Source organism: Streptomyces sp. NBC_00005 (genome assembly GCF_045160215.1).
Taxonomy (GTDB): Bacteria; Actinomycetota; Actinomycetes; order Streptomycetales; family Streptomycetaceae; genus Streptomyces.
Genome location: NZ_CP108316.1, coordinates 4,752,583 through 4,768,841 on the forward strand (window position 1 = coordinate 4,752,583; position 16,259 = coordinate 4,768,841).

General features: G+C 68.5%; 15 protein-coding genes. 6 read left to right on the forward strand and 9 right to left on the reverse strand.

Features of this window, described 5'->3' with window-relative positions:
- Nucleotides 1-3: 3 nt before the first annotated feature.
- On the reverse strand, nt 4-363 hold the full coding sequence (locus OG303_RS21740; RefSeq protein WP_007383963.1) for an NADH-quinone oxidoreductase subunit A: 360 nt from the start codon (nt 361-363) through the stop codon (nt 4-6).
- 768 nt (nt 364-1,131) lie between these two features.
- On the opposite strand from OG303_RS21740, the gene OG303_RS21745 reads away from it, so the two are divergent.
- Nucleotides 1,132-1,941: a C40 family peptidase gene (locus OG303_RS21745; RefSeq protein WP_405870188.1), complete on the forward strand. Its 810-nt coding sequence runs from the start codon at nt 1,132-1,134 to the stop codon at nt 1,939-1,941.
- Between the two features lie 114 nt (nt 1,942-2,055).
- On the opposite strand, the gene OG303_RS21750 is transcribed toward OG303_RS21745, so the two are convergent.
- Nucleotides 2,056-3,870 (reverse strand): FAD-dependent oxidoreductase, encoded by a 1,815-nt coding sequence (locus OG303_RS21750; RefSeq protein WP_405870190.1) that lies wholly within the window; start codon nt 3,868-3,870, stop codon nt 2,056-2,058.
- A 90-nt stretch (nt 3,871-3,960) separates the two neighbouring features.
- On the opposite strand from OG303_RS21750, the gene def reads away from it, so the two are divergent.
- Nucleotides 3,961-4,590 carry a peptide deformylase gene (gene def, locus OG303_RS21755; protein ID WP_405870191.1) on the forward strand — a complete coding sequence of 210 codons (630 nt, stop codon included), beginning with the start codon at nt 3,961-3,963 and terminating at the stop codon, nt 4,588-4,590.
- A gap of 19 nt (nt 4,591-4,609) precedes the next feature.
- On the opposite strand, the gene OG303_RS21760 is transcribed toward def, so the two are convergent.
- Entirely contained in the window at nt 4,610-5,905 is a 1,296-nt protein-coding gene (locus OG303_RS21760; protein ID WP_405870193.1) for a geranylgeranyl reductase family protein, read from the reverse strand.
- A 99-nt stretch (nt 5,906-6,004) separates the two neighbouring features.
- Here OG303_RS21760 and OG303_RS21765 point away from each other — a divergent pair, with 99 nt between their 5' ends.
- Together OG303_RS21765 and OG303_RS21770 are read left to right on the forward strand one after the other, a co-directional pair.
- The gene (locus OG303_RS21765; protein WP_405870195.1) at nt 6,005-6,511 is read left to right on the forward strand and encodes a GNAT family N-acetyltransferase; all 507 of its coding nucleotides are present in this window, start codon (nt 6,005-6,007) and stop codon (nt 6,509-6,511) included.
- Between the two features lie 133 nt (nt 6,512-6,644).
- Entirely contained in the window at nt 6,645-6,968 is a 324-nt protein-coding gene (locus OG303_RS21770; protein WP_405877407.1) for a PASTA domain-containing protein, read from the forward strand.
- Between the two features lie 109 nt (nt 6,969-7,077).
- On the opposite strand, the gene OG303_RS21775 is transcribed toward OG303_RS21770, so the two are convergent.
- The 4 genes from OG303_RS21775 to OG303_RS21790 are packed head-to-tail and all read right to left on the reverse strand — an operon-like array spanning nt 7,078 to nt 11,978.
- Nucleotides 7,078-7,773 carry a demethylmenaquinone methyltransferase gene (locus OG303_RS21775; RefSeq protein ID WP_405870197.1) on the reverse strand — a complete coding sequence of 232 codons (696 nt, stop codon included), beginning with the start codon at nt 7,771-7,773 and terminating at the stop codon, nt 7,078-7,080.
- 23 nt (nt 7,774-7,796) lie between these two features.
- The gene (locus OG303_RS21780) at nt 7,797-9,164 is read right to left on the reverse strand and encodes an acyltransferase family protein (protein ID WP_405870199.1); all 1,368 of its coding nucleotides are present in this window, start codon (nt 9,162-9,164) and stop codon (nt 7,797-7,799) included.
- Nucleotides 9,164-11,644 carry a bifunctional polysaccharide deacetylase/glycosyltransferase family 2 protein gene (locus tag OG303_RS21785; RefSeq protein WP_405870201.1) on the reverse strand — a complete coding sequence of 827 codons (2,481 nt, stop codon included), beginning with the start codon at nt 11,642-11,644 and terminating at the stop codon, nt 9,164-9,166. Before OG303_RS21785 ends, OG303_RS21780 begins: the two co-directional genes overlap by 1 nt.
- Before the next feature lie 19 nt (nt 11,645-11,663).
- On the reverse strand, nt 11,664-11,978 hold the full coding sequence (locus OG303_RS21790; RefSeq protein WP_405870203.1) for a hypothetical protein: 315 nt from the start codon (nt 11,976-11,978) through the stop codon (nt 11,664-11,666).
- Nucleotides 11,979-12,366: 388 nt separating this feature from the next.
- Here OG303_RS21790 and OG303_RS21795 point away from each other — a divergent pair, with 388 nt between their 5' ends.
- Together OG303_RS21795 and OG303_RS21800 are read left to right on the forward strand one after the other, a co-directional pair.
- Complete coding sequence (locus tag OG303_RS21795; protein ID WP_405870204.1) at nt 12,367-13,410, forward strand: chitinase; 1,044 nt, start codon at nt 12,367-12,369, stop codon at nt 13,408-13,410.
- A 119-nt stretch (nt 13,411-13,529) separates the two neighbouring features.
- Entirely contained in the window at nt 13,530-14,483 is a 954-nt protein-coding gene (locus OG303_RS21800; protein WP_405867321.1) for an IS481 family transposase, read from the forward strand.
- Between the two features lie 4 nt (nt 14,484-14,487).
- On the opposite strand, the gene OG303_RS21805 is transcribed toward OG303_RS21800, so the two are convergent.
- Complete coding sequence (locus tag OG303_RS21805; protein ID WP_405870206.1) at nt 14,488-14,934, reverse strand: imidazolonepropionase-like domain-containing protein; 447 nt, start codon at nt 14,932-14,934, stop codon at nt 14,488-14,490.
- 92 nt (nt 14,935-15,026) lie between these two features.
- On the reverse strand, nt 15,027-16,226 hold the full coding sequence (mqnC, locus tag OG303_RS21810) for a cyclic dehypoxanthinyl futalosine synthase (protein WP_405870208.1): 1,200 nt from the start codon (nt 16,224-16,226) through the stop codon (nt 15,027-15,029).
- Between the last annotated feature and the right edge of the window lie 33 nt (nt 16,227-16,259).

The window sequence follows — 16,259 nt, forward strand, 5'->3', positions numbered from 1 at the left end:
CCCTCAGTCCCATTCCAGGCCGCCGCGCCGCCATACGTACGCGTACGCGACGAAGACGGTGAGCACGAAGAGCAGCATCTCCACGAGCCCGAAAACCCCCAGGGCGTCGAAGGTGACGGCCCAGGGATAGAGGAAAACGATCTCGATGTCGAAGACGATGAAGAGCATCGCCGTCAGGTAGTACTTGATGGGGAAGCGCCCGCCGCCGGCCGGCGTGGGGGTCGGCTCGATCCCGCACTCGTAGGCCTCGAGCTTGGCCCGGTTGTAACGCTTCGGACCGATCAGCGTGGCCATGACCACGGAGAAGATCGCAAAGCCTGCCCCGAGGGCTCCCAGTACGAGGATGGGCGCATACGCGTTCACCGCTCCTCGCTCCTCTCAGTCGGCACTGACTGCTGGCGATGGCGTCGGACTCACACCGACCTCATACGTCCCTCTAACCCCCGCCGTCCCGGCGAAGATCGAGAACATGTGAAGCAGGTCACAAGCCCAACTGCCTCGCATCCTATGCCCGCCGCTCTGTGATCTGCGACACGGGGTATTACACAAGCTTTGTGATCTCCACCACCTGATGAAGGATCATGAAGTCGGATGAGCGGTGATCTTCGTACGTGAAGCGTCCGAGTGATCACCAGAGGTGACATTTCCGCCAGTCGGCGCAGCTCGCGAGGGTCGTCTCCATATCAAGAGGGTTCCCTTGCATGCAAATTGGTGCTGGACGGGACGTCTTGGTAGAGGACCCCGTTCACACATCAGGGGGAGGTGCGCGGTGCGGTGTGGACACGTGCACGCGTTCACGAGCAGAGGTCGGGTCGTGACCCGAGCGCAATCGCGTCGTGATCTACGCGCGTGACGCGCACATACCTGTGACCGTTGCGTGACCTCCGCCACACTCATGAGAGGCGCATGAGAACGGGGCTTGGCCACCTGTCCCAACCAGTGGTAGGTGCGGGGCAATTAGGGCGTAACGATGAAAGACCGTGATCACGGGGGTAACGGGTCGGGTCCACAATGTCCGTTACGGCGTCAATAAAGGTCGCCACACCAGGGATTCGGGGCTCCGATTGAACAACTGTGGCGCAGCACACGTTTCTTGAAGGTATGGAGGAGCCCCTGATACCGGTTGTTCTCATGTCCCACACCGCTCACATACGCAGCCACCGGAAACCCCGCCGCACCGCGTCGACTACGACGCTCGCGATGCGCGTCGGAGTGACCGGTGGCGTCCTCAGCATGGCCGCGGCGGGCGCGTCGGCTTCGGCGAACGCCGCCGAGCCGGTGACGCAGACCCTCGAACTGCCCACCCTGACGGCCGACCTGTCCACTCAGGTCGCCCAGTCCGCGGAAGCCACCCAGCAGGCGGCCGCGAACTACGAGTTGCAGGCCGTGCGCGACGCGGCCGCCGCAACGGCCGCAAAGCAGGCCAAGGCGGACCTCGCTCAGGCGAAGAAGAAGGCGGAGGCCAAGAAGAAGGCCGAGGCGGCCCGCAAGGCGGCCGCCGAGCGTGCCACCTCCCGCAGTGCGGAGCGGACGACCCTGGCCGCTGCCACGACCTCTACGGCCTCGTCGGGCTCGTCGACGGCCACCGGTTCGGCCGCGGCCATCGTCAACTTCGTCAAGGCTCAGGTCGGCAAGGCCTACGTGTCCGGTGCGACCGGTTCGTCCGCCTACGACTGCTCGGGCCTGGTGCAGACCGCGTTCAAGCAGGTCGGCATCAGCCTGCCGCGCGTCTCGCAGGACCAGTCGACGGCCGGCACCCAGGTCTCGCTGAGCAACCTGCAGCCGGGCGACATCCTTTACTGGGGCAGCGCGGGCAGCGCGTACCACGTGGCGGTGTACGTCGGCGACGGCATGTTCGTCGGCGCGCAGAACCCGTCGACCGGTGTCGTGGAGAAGCCGCTCTCCTACGACCCGCCGACCGGTGCGGTGCGGGTGCTCTGACGCACGCACCGCACAGCGCAGCACAAAGACGTACGGAAGGGCCGCAGCCGCTCGGGGGCAGCGGCCCCTCCGTCGTCCACCGACGGCGTCCCCTGACGGCCGTTTCCGGGGTCCCTAGCCCAGGTCGAAGGTGTTGGGCAGGCCCAGCTTGTAGCGGGCCTCGTCGACCCGCTTGAGGGGCTCCATCTCCGGCGGCCGGTAGAGCTCCCGGATCTCACACGGCTCGGCGTCCGAATTGTCCGCGTCCAGGAGGGCGTTGACGGCCCGTCGCGCGGACTCGTTGGCGCCCTCCATCGTCGCCAGGTCGACGTCCGTGTGGACGTAGTCGCCGGCGAGGAAGAAGTTCGGGACCCTCGTGCGGGCCGAAGGGCGGTTGTAGAGCGTGCCCGTGGGGTGGATGAGGAGCTGTTCGCGGTTCTGCGGATCGGGGCCGCCCAGGCCCGTCACCGCCGGGTCCATGAACCAGCCGAGGCGGTCCTCGTCCGTGAGGGTCGTCCTGCCGGCGTCGTTCAGGCCGTCCTTCAGCTGGGCCCAGAGTTCGGCGACGATCTCCTCCTTCGTGCACGCGCGCGCCGTCTTGCCGTACAGGATGCCGGGCTTGTCCCATTCGGAGATGATCGCGGACAGGCAGTCATGGGCCTGTCCGTCGCCGTAGTCGCGCGAAAAGTCCCGTCCGTCCCAGAACTGCGCCTGCCCGACACCCGTCACCGACCAGGGTGAGTCGAGGCAGTTGATGTGGCCGTGCACGACGGGGGTGGGCGTGCGCAGGTAGAACATCACGCCGGTCATCCAGTCCGTCTGCAGCGCGTCGCACCTGGCGAGCTGCGGGTCGGCCGCCCGCAGCGCCTGCCCCCACGTACCGCGCGCGTGCTCGACGGGCAACGCGGAGACGTAGTGGTCGGCGGTGACCGTGCGCTCCTGGCCGCCGTCGCGGGCGGTGACGCGTACGCCGGTGACCCGCCCGCCCTCGTAGAGGACCTCGCGGACCTGGGTGCCGAGGACGAACTCGACGCCGAGGGAGCGCAGATGGGTCTCCCAGGGGTCGATCCACGCCTCGCTGGTGGGGGCGTTGAGGACGCGGTCGATGTCGGCGTCGTCGCCGTCCAGGCCGCGACCGAGGAGGCCCCACAGGATCAGGGCCTCGATGATGATGCGGCCGACAGTGCGGGTGGATGCGACTTCCGCGCGCGTGGCGACAAGGTTGCGGGTCTGGCCGATGCCGAGGAGGGTCTGGTACTCCGCGCTCATCTCCTCGGCGCGGATGAAGTCCCACCACGCGACCTTCTCCCACTGGTCCTCGCGGCGGGCGTCGCAGCTGGTGAGGTGGACCAGGAGGCGGTCGGCGAAGTAGGCGGCCTCGTGGGCCGGGAGGCGGGTGCCGAGGTCCAGGACGGAGAGGATCTGGTCGCGGATCCAGGACGGGGTGATGTCGCCGGGCGCCGGCGGGGTCGTCGCTCGGCGCAGCGGGAAGTGCAGGTCCGGGCGGCCCGAGCTGCGGGCGAACAACTCCTCCGTGGAGTTGCGGAGGTTGCCGTGGACGCCGTTCGCGTTTCCGGCAAAGGGGATACGGCGCATCGTGTCCGGCAGGTTCCGGTAGAAGCCGGGGAAGAAGCGGAAGCCGTGCTCGCCGGGGAGCGGCTTGTGGCCGCCGGCCGCCGTGCCCGGGACGTCCATCGAGCGGGCCTTGCCGCCGAGGATGTCGTAGTACTCGTAGACGGTGACGGCGTAGCCGCGTTCGGCGAGTTCGTGGGCGGCGCTGAGGCCGGAGACACCGCCGCCGAGGACGGCGACGCGCTTGCCGGAGGCCGCGCTCGCGCTTCCGGCGGGCCATAAGGCGAGGGCGCCGGCCGCTCCCCCGGCACCCGCGAGGAAGCGTCTGCGGGTGTGGCCGGTGTTCTCCTGCGCATGCTGCGCGCGTTCTGTTGTCATGAGTCCCGGAGGGTAGGCAGGGGCTCCGCAGGCCGGAACCCGCTTTTCCCGCCACCCACAGCATCCTCACAATCACAGGGAGACACAGACATGCCACGCGTGTTCGTACAAGGCAGGCCCGTCGACTCGTATCCGAGGCCGGCGCCCGAGGCCCGGCGCGGCTCGGTGCGGCGCATCACCGAGGTCGGCGAGGAGGTGCTGCACAGGCCGTGCCGGGACGTCACCGAGTTCGGGCCCGATCTCGCCGCGCTCATCGACGACATGTTCCTGACGATGTACATCGCGGACGGGGCAGGGCTCGCGGCGAACCAAGTCGGCGTCGACCTGCGGCTGTTCGTGTACGACTGCCCGGACGACGACGGGGTCCGGCACGTCGGGTACATCGCCAACCCGGTCCTCGACGCCCTCCACCCGGCCGGACGCCGCCTGCTCGACGAGGGCGAGGGGTGCCTGTCGGTGCCGGGCGCCGTGATGGACGTACCGCGTCCGGACCGGGCCGTGGTGCGCGGGTTCGACAAGGGCGGCGAGCCCGTCACCATCGAGGGCACGGGGTACTTCGCGCGCTGCCTGGAGCACGAGACCGACCACTGCGACGGCCACGTCTACCTGGACCGGCTCTCCAAGCGGGAGCGGAAGGACGCGCTCAGGCAGGTGGCGGACCGACGCGACGAGGTGTTCGCGCGCCGGGCCGCCAAGACCGAGGCGCTCAGCGGTTCCTAGCGGAAGCCCCGGCGGCTGATCACGCCTTCGGTGCCACCTTGCTCAGCCCGTTGATGATCCGGTCCATCGCGTCGCCGCCCGTCGGGTCCGTGAGGTTTGCCAGGAGCTTCAGGGTGAACTTCATCAGCATGGGGTGGGTCAGGCCGCGCTGGGCCGCGATCTTCATGACCTTCGGGTTGCCGATGAGCTTCACGAAGGCGCGGCCCAGCGTGTAGTAGCCGCCGTAGGTGTCCTTCAGGACGCGCGGGTAGCGCTGGAGGGCCAGTTCGCGGCTCGCGGGCGTCGGGCGGGCGTGGGCCTGGACGATGACGTCGGCGGCGATCTGGCCGGACTCCATGGCGTAGGCGATGCCCTCGCCGTTGAAGGGGTTCACCAGGCCGCCGGCGTCGCCGACCAGGAGCAGGCCCTTGGTGTAGTGGGGCTGGCGGTTGAAGGCCATCGGGAGGGCGGCGCCGCGGATCGGGCCGGTCATGTTCTCCGGGGTGTAGCCCCAGTCCTCCGGCATGGAGGCGCACCAGGCCTTCAGGACCTCGCGCCAGTCCAGTTCCTTGAAGGAGTCCGAGGTGTTCAGGACGCCCAGGCCGACGTTCGACGTGCCGTCGCCCATGCCGAAGATCCAGCCGTAGCCGGGCAGCAGACGGTCCTCGCCCGGACCGCGGCGGTCCCACAGTTCCAGCCAGGACTCCAGGTAGTCGTCCTCGTGGCGGGGCGATTCGAAGTACGTGCGGACCGCGACGCCCATCGGGCGGTCCTCGCGGCGGTGCAGGCCCATCGCGAGGGAGAGGCGGGTGGAGTTGCCGTCGGCGGCGACGACCAGCGGCGCGTGGAAGGTGACCTCGCGCTTGTCCTCGCCGAGCTTGGCGTGCACGCCGGTGATGCGGCCCGTGCGGTCGTCGAGGATCGGGGCGCCGACGTTGCAGCGCTCGTACAGACGCGCCCCCGCCTTCTGGGCCTGCCGGGCGAGCTGCTCGTCGAAGTCGTCGCGCTTGCGGACGAGTCCGTAGTCCGGGAAGGAGGCGAGATCCGGCCAGTCCAGCTGGAGCCGGACGCCGCCGCCGATGATGCGCAGCCCCTTGTTGCGCAGCCAGCCGGCCTCCTCGGAGATGTCGATGCCCATCGACACGAGCTGTTTGGTGGCCCGCGGGGTCAGGCCGTCGCCGCAGACCTTCTCGCGCGGGAACTCGGTCTTCTCCAGCAGGAGCACGTCGAGGCCGGACTTGGCGAGGTGGTAGGCGGTCGTGGAGCCCGCCGGTCCCGCGCCCACGACGATCACATCGGCGGTGTTCTCGGAGAGCGGCTCGGTCACGACGGTCACGGCGGGATCTCCCCAAGTTCGACAAATCTCTGTGCCGAGCGGCACTGGACACAGGCAGTCTATTCAGCAGAATTGATCACCCGGCTGAAGGGCTGCCCCGTGAACCGAGCTCTCCCCGTAGTACGGCTGCGTGTCCCCACCGACGAGGACGCGGTCGCCTGGCACCGGCTCTTCGACGACCCGGACGTCATGGAGTTCCACGGCGGCAAGTCCGCGGCCCTCTCCGTCTACGAGGAGCTCACCGCCCGCCAGCGCCGGCACGACGCCGAACGGGGCTTCTGTCTGTGGACCATGGTCGGCGAGTCCGGGCAGGCCGTCGGGTTCACCGGAGCCCAGCCGTGGCCGCGGGACTGGGGTCCCAAGGGCGAGATCGAGATCGGGTGGCGGCTCGGGCGGGAGTACTGGGGCAAGGGGTACGCGACGGCGGCCGCGCAGATGACGCTGGAGCGGCTGCGGGCCGCGGAGGTGCCGAGCGTGGTAGCCATGGTCCTGGCCGGCAATGAGCGGTCGATCGCGGTGACGCGGCGGCTGGGCATGCACCTCGCCGAGGTCTTCACGACGCCGACCGCGCAGCAGGAGGGACACTGCTACCGGCTCGATCTGTGACGACCGTCGACTACTCACCGTAGTCGACTGCTACAGAAAGACACCCGACACTTCCGGGCGGTGCCGGGCCGGAGTTACCCTTCAGGTACCGCTGGGGGTGACATCTGTGCACATACCGCCCAAGACACCCGAAGTGCGCGTACCGCGACTTGTCGGACTGATGGCCATGGACGCGCGCAAGACGGCCGAGTCGACCGGACTGTTCATCAACGCGCCGGACCGGCCCGACTTCCACCAGACCGTCGTCGAGTACGTCGTACGGCAGTACCCGCAGCCCAATGCCGAAGTGCCGCGGGACTCGATGGTCTATGTTTGGTTCGACTTCGGCGAGGGTGAGGGCGGCGGAGGCTCCGGTGTGCGCGAACCGCGCCTGCCGCGTCCGCCCAGCGGCGGGATGCAGCGCGAGCTCGACGAGCCGGAGGACCCGTACGCCGTCGTCGGGTTCTGCGTCCCCTGACCCGGACCGGCACTTCTGGACCCGGCGGGGCTCAGGTCTCCCGACTCCGTGCGGGGCTCAGGTCTCTTGGCTCCGTGCGGGGCCCAGATCTCCTGATCCCGTGCGGAGCTCAGGCCTCCTTGAAGCCGCGGTGCAGGGCCACCACGCCGCCCGTGAGGTTGCGCCAGGCGACCTTCGACCAGCCGGCCTTGCGCAGGCGCTCGGCCAGCGCGGGCTGGTCGGGCCAGGCGCGGATGGACTCGGCGAGGTAGACGTAGGCGTCGGGGTTGGACGAGACCGCGCGTGCGACCGGCGGGAGGGCGCGCATCAGGTACTCGGTGTAGACCGTGCGGAAGGGCGCCCAGGTCGGGTGCGAGAACTCGCAGATCACCACCCGGCCGCCGGGCTTGGTCACCCGGTACATCTCGCGCAGGGCCGCATCGAAGTCCTGCACGTTGCGCAGTCCGAAGGAGATCGTGACGGCGTCGAACGTGTCGTCCTTGAACGGCAGCTTCGTCGCGTCGCCCGCGGTCAGCGGCAGCCAGGGGTGCTTCCTCTTGCCGACCTGGAGCATGCCGAGGGAGAAGTCGCAGGGGACGACGTACGCGCCCGTGCGGGCGAAGGGCAGCGAGGACGTGGCCGTGCCCGCGGCCAGGTCCAGGACCTTCTGCGCGGGCCGGGCGTCGACCGCCCGGGCCACCTCCTTGCGCCACACGCGGTCCTGGCCGAGCGACAGCACGTCGTTCGTCAGGTCGTACCGTTCCGCCACGTCGTCGAACATCGAGGCGACTTCGTGCGGCTGCTTGTTCAGGGAGGCGCGGGTCACCTCGCCATTGTTGCAGCCCGACCTCACGGAAGAAGCTTCGGCTTCTTCTTCCCGGCCACGTCCTCCACCCATCCGCACAGCAGGATGAACACCGCGATCAGGACCCAGCCGATGCCGAACATGAACCACTGGCTCTCCAGCGGCAGCCACTTCTCGAACGCGGGCACGTTCCAGAACTGGTCGATCAACGGGACGGCCAGGATCAGCGCGATCTCGTGCCAGAGGTAGAGCGTCACGGCGCGGGCGTTGAAGATCGTGACTAGCCGGTCGGTGCGCCGGAACTTGGTGAGCCAGGCGAAGTCGATGCGGAAGTACGCCTTGGCCCACATCAGGAGCATGACGTACCCGGCCGACCAGAACGCCTGGGCGAGCGGGATGTCGTCGAGGTCGTAGGAGCCCGTCTCCGCCTGGTGCGTGAAGGCGTACCAGCCGCCGTAGCCGACCGCTGCGACGGACAGCAGGACGACGAGGGCCGGCTTCATCCGCTGCAGGACCCCGTCGCGGTGGGCGAAGCCGAGGATCCAGCAGAAGAGGAAGGTCGCGAGGTCCGTCAGGGCGCTGCCGAAGCGGTTGTCCGGGGGCTCCCACAGGAAGTGGAAGACCAGGATCGGAGCGAGGGAGAGGAACAGGACCGCGACGGGCGCCAGCCGGAAGGCCCTCAGCAGGACCGGCGACAGCAGCACGAACCAGAGGTACGTCCGCAGGTACCAGAGGATCTCCCAGGCCTGTATGCCCCAGCTGTTGCCCGGCGGATCGCCGAGCGGCACGATCCAGAAGACGATCTGCCAGCCCGGCATCCAGTCGTGGATCAGCATCGCGAGGACCACGAAGACGCCCCAGAACCAGAACGGGGGCAGCAGCCTGCGCATCCGGCTGCGGATCACCTTGAGCGCGGGCCGCTCCAGCGACTTCGCCATCAGCGTGCCGGCCAGGGCGAACATGATCCCCATGGAGGGGAAGACCATGCCCGCCCAGGCCCAGCCGAAGGTGTGGTAGGTCACCACGCGGATCAGGGCGACCGCGCGGAGGGTGTCGAAGTAGCGGTCGCGGCCCGCCGGTTTGGGCGGGGTCTTCTCCTCGGCCGGCTCCTCGGCGACCACGACCGTGGCCTCGGGAGCCGGTTCCGGCTCCACCACCGGCAGGGGCGCCGTCGCGTCGGCCACCGGCCGGCCCTGCCCCTGCCCCTGCCCCTGCCCCTGCCCCTGCCCCTGCCCATAGTCGACGTACTGCTGCGGGTACGGCTGTTGCGGATACGGATGCTGCACGTACTGCTGCTGGCCCTGACCCGCGTATCCGTACCCGTAGCCGTAGTCCTGCTGATACGGCTGCTGAGGCGGTTGCTGGGGCGACGGCTGGGGCGGTCGCTGGTAGCCCTGCTGCTCCCAGCTCATCAGCTCACCCCTGCCGGAGTACCGACCTCGCCGGTCCGCTTCAGCTTCTGCCAGCGCAGGCGGCCGCCGGTGAGGGCGGTGATGCTGGAGTGGATGAGGACGAGGTACATCATCTGGCGGTAGGCCAGCTGTTGCAGCGGCATCATCAGGAGGTACCTGTATTTCTCGCGGTCGAGGCGGAAGGCGTAGGCCGCGCACAGGAGTTGGACCGCGAGCACCGCGAGCCACGCGAGCAGCGCCGCCGTGAAGTCGACGAAGATCATCGAGTAGACGGTGAACACGTCGATCAGCGGGGCGAAGACCGGCGTGACGATCTGGAAGATCACCACCAGCGGCATGCCGATCCGGCCGAAGCGGCCCGAAGGCCCCTTGTCCGTAAGGGACTTGCGGTGCTTCCACAGCGCCTGCATGGTGCCGTAGGACCAGCGGTAGCGCTGCGACCACAGCTGCTTGAGCGAACCGGGCGCCTCCGTCCAGGCCTTGGCGTGCTCCTGGTAGACGACCCGCCAGCCCGCGCGGTGCATGGCGATGGTGATGTCGGTGTCCTCGGCGAGGGTGTCCTCGCTCATGCCGCCGACCTGGAGGACGGCGTCACGGCGGAACGCGCCGATCGCGCCCGGGATGGTGGGCATGCAGCGCAGCAGGTCGTACATGCGGCGGTCGAGGTTGAAGCCCATCACGTACTCGATGTGCTGCCAGGCGCCGATGATCGTGTTGCGGTTGCCGACCTTGGCGTTGCCCGCGACCGCACCGACCTGGGGGTCGGCGAAGGGCTGCACCAGCTGGTGCACGGCGTCCGGCTCGAAGACCGTGTCGCCGTCCATCATGATGACGATGTCGTAACTGGCGCTGCGGACACCGTTGTTGAGGGCGGCCGGCTTGCCCGCGTTCTCCTGGCGGATGACCCGGACGTTCGTCATGCCGAGGGAGTCGGCCGCGTTGCGCGCGATCTCGGAGGTGCCGTCCGTCGAGCCGTCGTCGACCACGATGATCTCGATCGGATGGGTGCTCTTCGCCAGCGACTCCAGGGTGTTGGCGATGCACTCCTTCTCGTTGTACGCCGGCACGATCACGCTCACCGGCCGGGTGATGGTCGGTCCCCAGCTGAACCGGCGTTTGTTGCGCTGTCTGTAGTGGCTGCGGGCGAGGATCACCATCATCCCGAAGCGGCCCATGACGGCTATGCCCACGACCATCAGCCCGACCGCCAGCACCGGTAGCGCGTACTCGGCCACGGCGACGGCGACGATGAGCGCCTTGCCTTCGTAGAGGGTGGCGCCGGTGGCCGTGCGGTGGGCGGCCTGGAGCCGGGACGCCGTGGAACCCTGACTTCCCCCTGACCCCTGGGACCCCTGAGTGCCGTTCTGCTGAGTGCCGTTCTGCGACTGACCGCCCGGACCACCGGAGGACTGAGCGCCGGTCGAGCCGTTCGTCGCGGCCGACCCCGGAGCGGTTCCCGTCGGGGCCGATCCCGTCGGAGCCGTTCCGGTCGACGACTGCCCCGACGCCGAGCCTGCGGCCGCCGAACCCGCGGCCGCCGAACCGGCAGTCCCCGAACCGGCAGTCCCCGAACCGGCGTTCGCCGCCTGGCGGTTGCTCGCGTTCTGCTTCTCGATGACGCCGCTGATGGTGGTGAAGGTGTAGCCCTTCGCCTTCATCTTCTTGATGTACTGGGGCAGCGCCTCGACCGTCTGCTCGCGGTCGCCGCCCGCGTCGTGCATCAGGACCGCCGCGCCCTTGTTCTTCTTCGGCGTGGCCCAGTTGATGATCTTCGAGACGCCCGGCTTCTTCCAGTCGTCGCTGTCGGTGTCGACGAAGACGCTGGTGTATCCGTCCGCGCCGAGCTTCTTGTAGACGGGCCAGCTGTAGTTGTCGATGGCGTCCGTCTCCGAGGAGTACGGCGCGCGGAACAACGTGGTCGTGATGCCGGCCGCGCCCGCGAGCGCGAGCTGGGTCTGCTGCATCTCACGGTTGACGCGGGCGTCGCTCTGGTACGACAGGTCGACGTGGGTGAAGGTGTGGATGCCCACCTCGTTGCCCTGCGCGACCATGTCCTTCACGATGTCCGGGTAGCGCGAGACCATCGAGCCGACCAGGAAGAACGTGGCCGGGACGTCGTTCTCCTCGAGGATCTTGAGAACGTCGGGCGTGTAGGTGGGGTTCGGGCCGTCGTCGAAGGTGAGGGCGATGGTCTTCTTCGGCACCGAGATCGTCGTGGCCCGACCGCCCTGGAAGGTGACGATCGGCCCGCCGTTGAGGATCTTGTCAGGGACCTTGGCGGAGCTGGCCCCGGTACGTACGCGCTGGTCGCCGCCGACCTCGGCGCGCAGATAGCCGTCGAGCAGCATCACGCTGGTCAGCCCGAGCAGGAACACCAGGGCGAGGATGACTCGCGGTTTCTGCAGCGCCGCGGCCTTGCCCGCCACCCGCCGCATGCGGGTGGGAGCGCGGCGGCGGCCGCGAGAGGTGGATGTCGTCATAAGTGTGGCTGCGTTCCGGTCAGTTGGCCGCCGAAGCGGACGCGGACGGGGCGGAGCTGGGCGGCTCGCCGGTGGCGATGCCGGTGGGGGGAGTACCGCTGGGCTTCACGGGCGGCGTGCCGACGCCGCCCTGCGGCTCGGCGCCGCCGGGGCCGGAGTTCTGGGCACCGGCCGGTCCGCCGCCTCCGAAGGGCAGCAGCGAGGACGGACTCGAGGTCCCGATCCCCATGAAGGCCAGGCCCAGGATGACGGCGTACCCGATACACAGGACGCCGGCCAGGAGGCCGATCCGGCGCAGCAGCTTGGAACGGCGCCCGGAGTTGTCAACGAACACAGGCCCCTCGACGGACCCGTTGCCGCGTTTGCGGCGGCGACCACCCCTGGTCGCGCTGTTTTCGATGGCAGGCTCGGAATGCATTCCCCAGACATTAGGGAGTCTTTATGTGTCCCAGACCGATTTTCTTGTGAGGCACATATGAGAAACCTCTTAACCTGTCTCCATGCTGTGAGGTTTCCGGAACGCCTGCACAACTCGCCACGAGGGGGAACGAGTTGAATGTCCCGTTTGGATCGACCGACATGACCGGTTCACTCCATCCGTCCCATGTGTTTACTGTGTATCAACCGTCTTCATGAACAGCGGCTCAGTGTGAGACGTTTTCCTTTTGAATGAGACTTTGTTTCAAGCCTGAGACAGAAATCACGAGAGCGGGTGCATGCCAATGCCGAGTTTCCGGAAGCCGATGGCCGCTGGGTTCACTTGTCTGTTTGCCCTGGCCGCGGCGGGTTGCTCCGCGGGCTCCGACAGCAGCACGGACTCGGCGCCGGAGCCCGGGAAACAGAGCAGCGCCGCCGCCTCCGCCTCCCCGTCGCAGGAGACGTCGTCCACCACTTCGTACGCCCCGTACGTAAGCGCCACGGAGGCCTCCGACAACGACTCCAGCGGCTCCCCCACGACGTACAACCTGGCGTTCGTGATCTCCGACGGCAGCGACTGCACGCCGAAGTGGAACGACGAGTACGCCCTGGCCGACTCGACGGTGAAGTCCCGGATCTCGAAGCTCAAGGAGGACGGCGCCACCGTGCGCGTCTCCTTCGGCGGGGCCTCCGGCAAGGAACTGGCGTCGACCTGCGACAGCGCGTCCGAGCTGGCGGCGGCGTACGGCAAGGCGCTGGACGCGGCCGGCTCCACTCAGGCCGACTTCGACATCGAGGGCGACCAGCTGACCGACTCCGACTCGGTGGCCCTGCGCTCCGAGGCGATAGCCCTGCTGCAGAAGGACCGCAGCGACCTCAAGGTCTCCTTCACGCTCCCGGTCATGCCGTCCGGCCTGGACTCCGACAGCCTGGCGCTGCTCGCGTCCGCGAACAAGTACGACGTCCAGGTCTCCACGGTCAACATCATGACCATGAACTACGGCGAGTCGTACACCGGCGACATGGGCGACTACGCCCTCACCTCGGCCAAGGCGACGCACACGCAGCTGAAGAAGGTCTTCGGCCTGTCCGACGCGAACGCCTGGCGGGGCATGGCACTCACCTCGATGATCGGCGACAACGACATCGACAACGAGACGTTCACGCTCTCCGACGCGGCGCAGGTACGGACGTTCGCCGAGGAGAAGGAGATCGCCTGGGTGTCGATGTGGTCGACGTTCCGGGACCAGCAGTGCGAGAAGGGGAACTCCGAGGACGACGACGCGGCCACCAACTGCAGTGGGGTGACGCAGAGTTCGGGCGCGTTCGCGGAGGCGTTCGCGGGCTAGGTGTTCTGTCTCGGGAGGTTGTGGACGGGTGAGGCAGGTCTCGGCTGAGGGATCTTGAACAGGTGAGGGCCTTCCGGTTCGGTGTGGATTGCGACGTCTACACCAACAGAAAGGCCCTCGTGGTCCACCGTAATGCACCCCTGAGCGAGACCGGCCGTCTGCGTCTGGCCCGCTGCGTGGTCGAGGACAACTGGACCCTGCGCCGGGCCGCCGAACGCTTCCAGGTCTCGCCGACCACGGCCCAGCGATGGGCGGACCGCTACCGGAAACTCGGCGCGGCGGGCATGAGCGACCGCTCGTCCAGAGCGCATCACAGCCCGAACCGGACCCCGACCCGCACCGAGCGGCGGATCATCAAGGTCCGTGTCCTGCGCCGCTGGGGACCGGCCCGCATCGCCTACCTGCTGCGATTGAACCCGTCCACGGTGCACCGGGTCCTGGCCCGCTACAAGCTGGCCCGTCTGGCTCATCTCGACCGTGCCACCGGGCGGGTGATCCGCCGCTACGAACGCTCCACGCCGGGCGAGTTGGTGCACGTGGACATCAAGAAGCTCGGCAACATCCCCGACGGCGGAGGCCACAAGACCCTGGGGCGCCAGGCCGGCCGCAAGACCCGCTCCGGCGTGGGCTACAGCTACCTGCACAACGCCGTCGACGATCACTCCCGCCTCGCCTACAGCGAGATCCACGCAGACGAGAAGAAGGAAACCGCAACCGCCTTCTGGGGCCGGGCCCAGACGTTCTTCACCCAGGCCGGGATCACCGTCCAGCGGGTGCTGACCGACAACGGCTCCTGCTACCGCTCACGCGACTGGCGTGATGCCCTCGCCGCAGCCGGGATCACCCACAAGCGAACACGCCCCTACCGGCCGCAAACGAACGGCAAGGTCGAGCGCTTCAACCGCACCCTGCTGGACGAGTGGGCCTACGCCCGCCCCTACCGCACGGAGACCGAACGACGCGACGCGTTCCCCGACTGGCTCCACTCCTACAATCACCACCGCGGACACACCGCGCTGAAAGGCCAACCACCCGCCAGCCGCGTCCCCAACCTCACGGGTCAATACACCTAGGGCCCTAGCGGCGCCTGTGCACGAGCCGCCCCGCGCAGACCGTGGCGATGCAGGCGCCGGTTTCGTCGAGTACGGCGAGGTCGGCGCGGCCGGTCTGCCTCAGCGCGGTCGGCCGGGTGCGCGGGAGGACGACCACGTCGTTCCGCTCGGCGGCGGCGCGGAGTTCGGGCGAGTCGACGTACTCCTCAAGGACGGCCACCGCACCCGACTTCAGTACGGCGTGGATGCGTTCGCGCGGGGACGGGGCGTCCGGCAGCGGCCCTTCGTGGATGCGCGCGGGCCCGAGGACACCGGGCCATCTGCGCACCCGGGCGCCGGGGAACCGCTCCCGCAGCTCCTCGAACGTCCCCACGGCACCGATCCGGTCCCGCCCCACCACGACGGCGCCGTCCTCGATCGGCTCCGAGTCCCAGGTGCACCGGACCTCGTCCGCCGCGTGAATGGTCTCCAACTCGCCCTCTGGTCAGATCGGTTGGACTCGGATCCGTTGAACTCGAATCCGTTGAACTCGGATCGGTTGGACTGAGATCCGTTGAACGCGGCTCAGTTGGACGCGAGGAGCTTCAGTTCGGGATGCGCCGTGCCGCCCGCGATCGCCGTGGACGAGATGTGGGACATCACCCGCTCGTCGACCGGGTCGTCAGCCGGGTCGTCGTGCACCACGATGTGCTCGTACGTCGTGGTCCGCTGGGCCGGGACGCGCCCCGCCTTGCGGATCAGGTCGATGATCTCGAGCCGGTTGGAGCGGTGCTTGGCACCGGCGGACGAGACGACGTTCTCCTCCAGCATGATCGAGCCGAGGTCGTCCGCACCGTAGTGCAGGGACAGCTGCCCGACCTCCTTGCCGGTCGTCAGCCAGGACCCCTGGATGTGCTGGATGTTGTCCATGAACAGCCGCGCGATCGCGATCATCCGCAGGTACTCGAAGAGCGTGGCCTGGGTGCGGCCCTTCAGGTGGTTGTTCTCGGGCTGGTAGGTGTACGGGATGAAGGCGCGGAAGCCGCCCGTCCGGTCCTGCACGTCACGGATCATCCGCAGGTGCTCGATGCGCTCGGCGTTGGTCTCGCCGGTGCCCATGAGCATCGTGGACGTCGACTCGACGCCCAGCCCGTGCGCGGTCTCCATGATCTCCAGCCAGCGCTCGCCGCTCTCCTTCAGCGGGGCGATCGCCTTGCGCGGCCGCTCGGGCAGCAGCTCGGCACCGGCGCCGGCGAAGGAGTCGAGGCCGGCGGCGTGGATCCGCGAGATGGCCTCCTCCACGCTCACCTCGGAGATCCGGGCCATGTGCTCGACCTCGCTCGCCCCCAGGCTGTGGATGACGAGCTGCGGGAAGGCCTGCTTGATGGCGGAGAAGTGCTTCTCGTAGTACTCGACGCCGTAGTCCGGGTGGTGGCCGCCCTGGAACATGATCTGGGTGCCGCCCAGCTCGACGGTCTCGGCGCAGCGTCGCAGGATGTCGTCGAGGTCGCGCGTCCAGCCCTTGGCGGTGTCCTTGGGAGCGGCGTAAAAGGCGCAGAACTTGCACGCCGTGACGCACACGTTCGTGTAGTTGATGTTGCGCTCGATGATGTACGTCGCGATGTGCTCGGTGCCCGCGTACTTGCGGCGGCGTACGGCGTCGGCGGCGGCGCCGAGCGCGTGCAGCGGGGCGTCGCGGTAGAGGTCGAGGGCCTCTTCCGGGGTGATCCGCCCGCCGGCCGCGGCACGGTCGAGGACGGACTGGAGCTCGGCCTTCTCGGTCACCGGGGCGTCCCTTTCGTAAGGGTTGTGGGCGGA

Coding starts and splice junctions, on each gene's coding strand:
- OG303_RS21745 (WP_405870188.1), top strand. CDS start 1,132: ATGTCCCACACCGCTCACATACGCAGCCACCGGAAACCCCGCCGCACC.
- OG303_RS21750 (WP_405870190.1), bottom strand. CDS start 3,870: ATGACAACAGAACGCGCGCAGCATGCGCAGGAGAACACCGGCCACACC.
- def (WP_405870191.1), top strand. CDS start 3,961: ATGCCACGCGTGTTCGTACAAGGCAGGCCCGTCGACTCGTATCCGAGG.
- OG303_RS21780 (WP_405870199.1), bottom strand. CDS start 9,164: ATGAGCTGGGAGCAGCAGGGCTACCAGCGACCGCCCCAGCCGTCGCCC.
- OG303_RS21785 (WP_405870201.1), bottom strand. CDS start 11,644: ATGACGACATCCACCTCTCGCGGCCGCCGCCGCGCTCCCACCCGCATG.
- OG303_RS21795 (WP_405870204.1), top strand. CDS start 12,367: ATGCCGAGTTTCCGGAAGCCGATGGCCGCTGGGTTCACTTGTCTGTTT.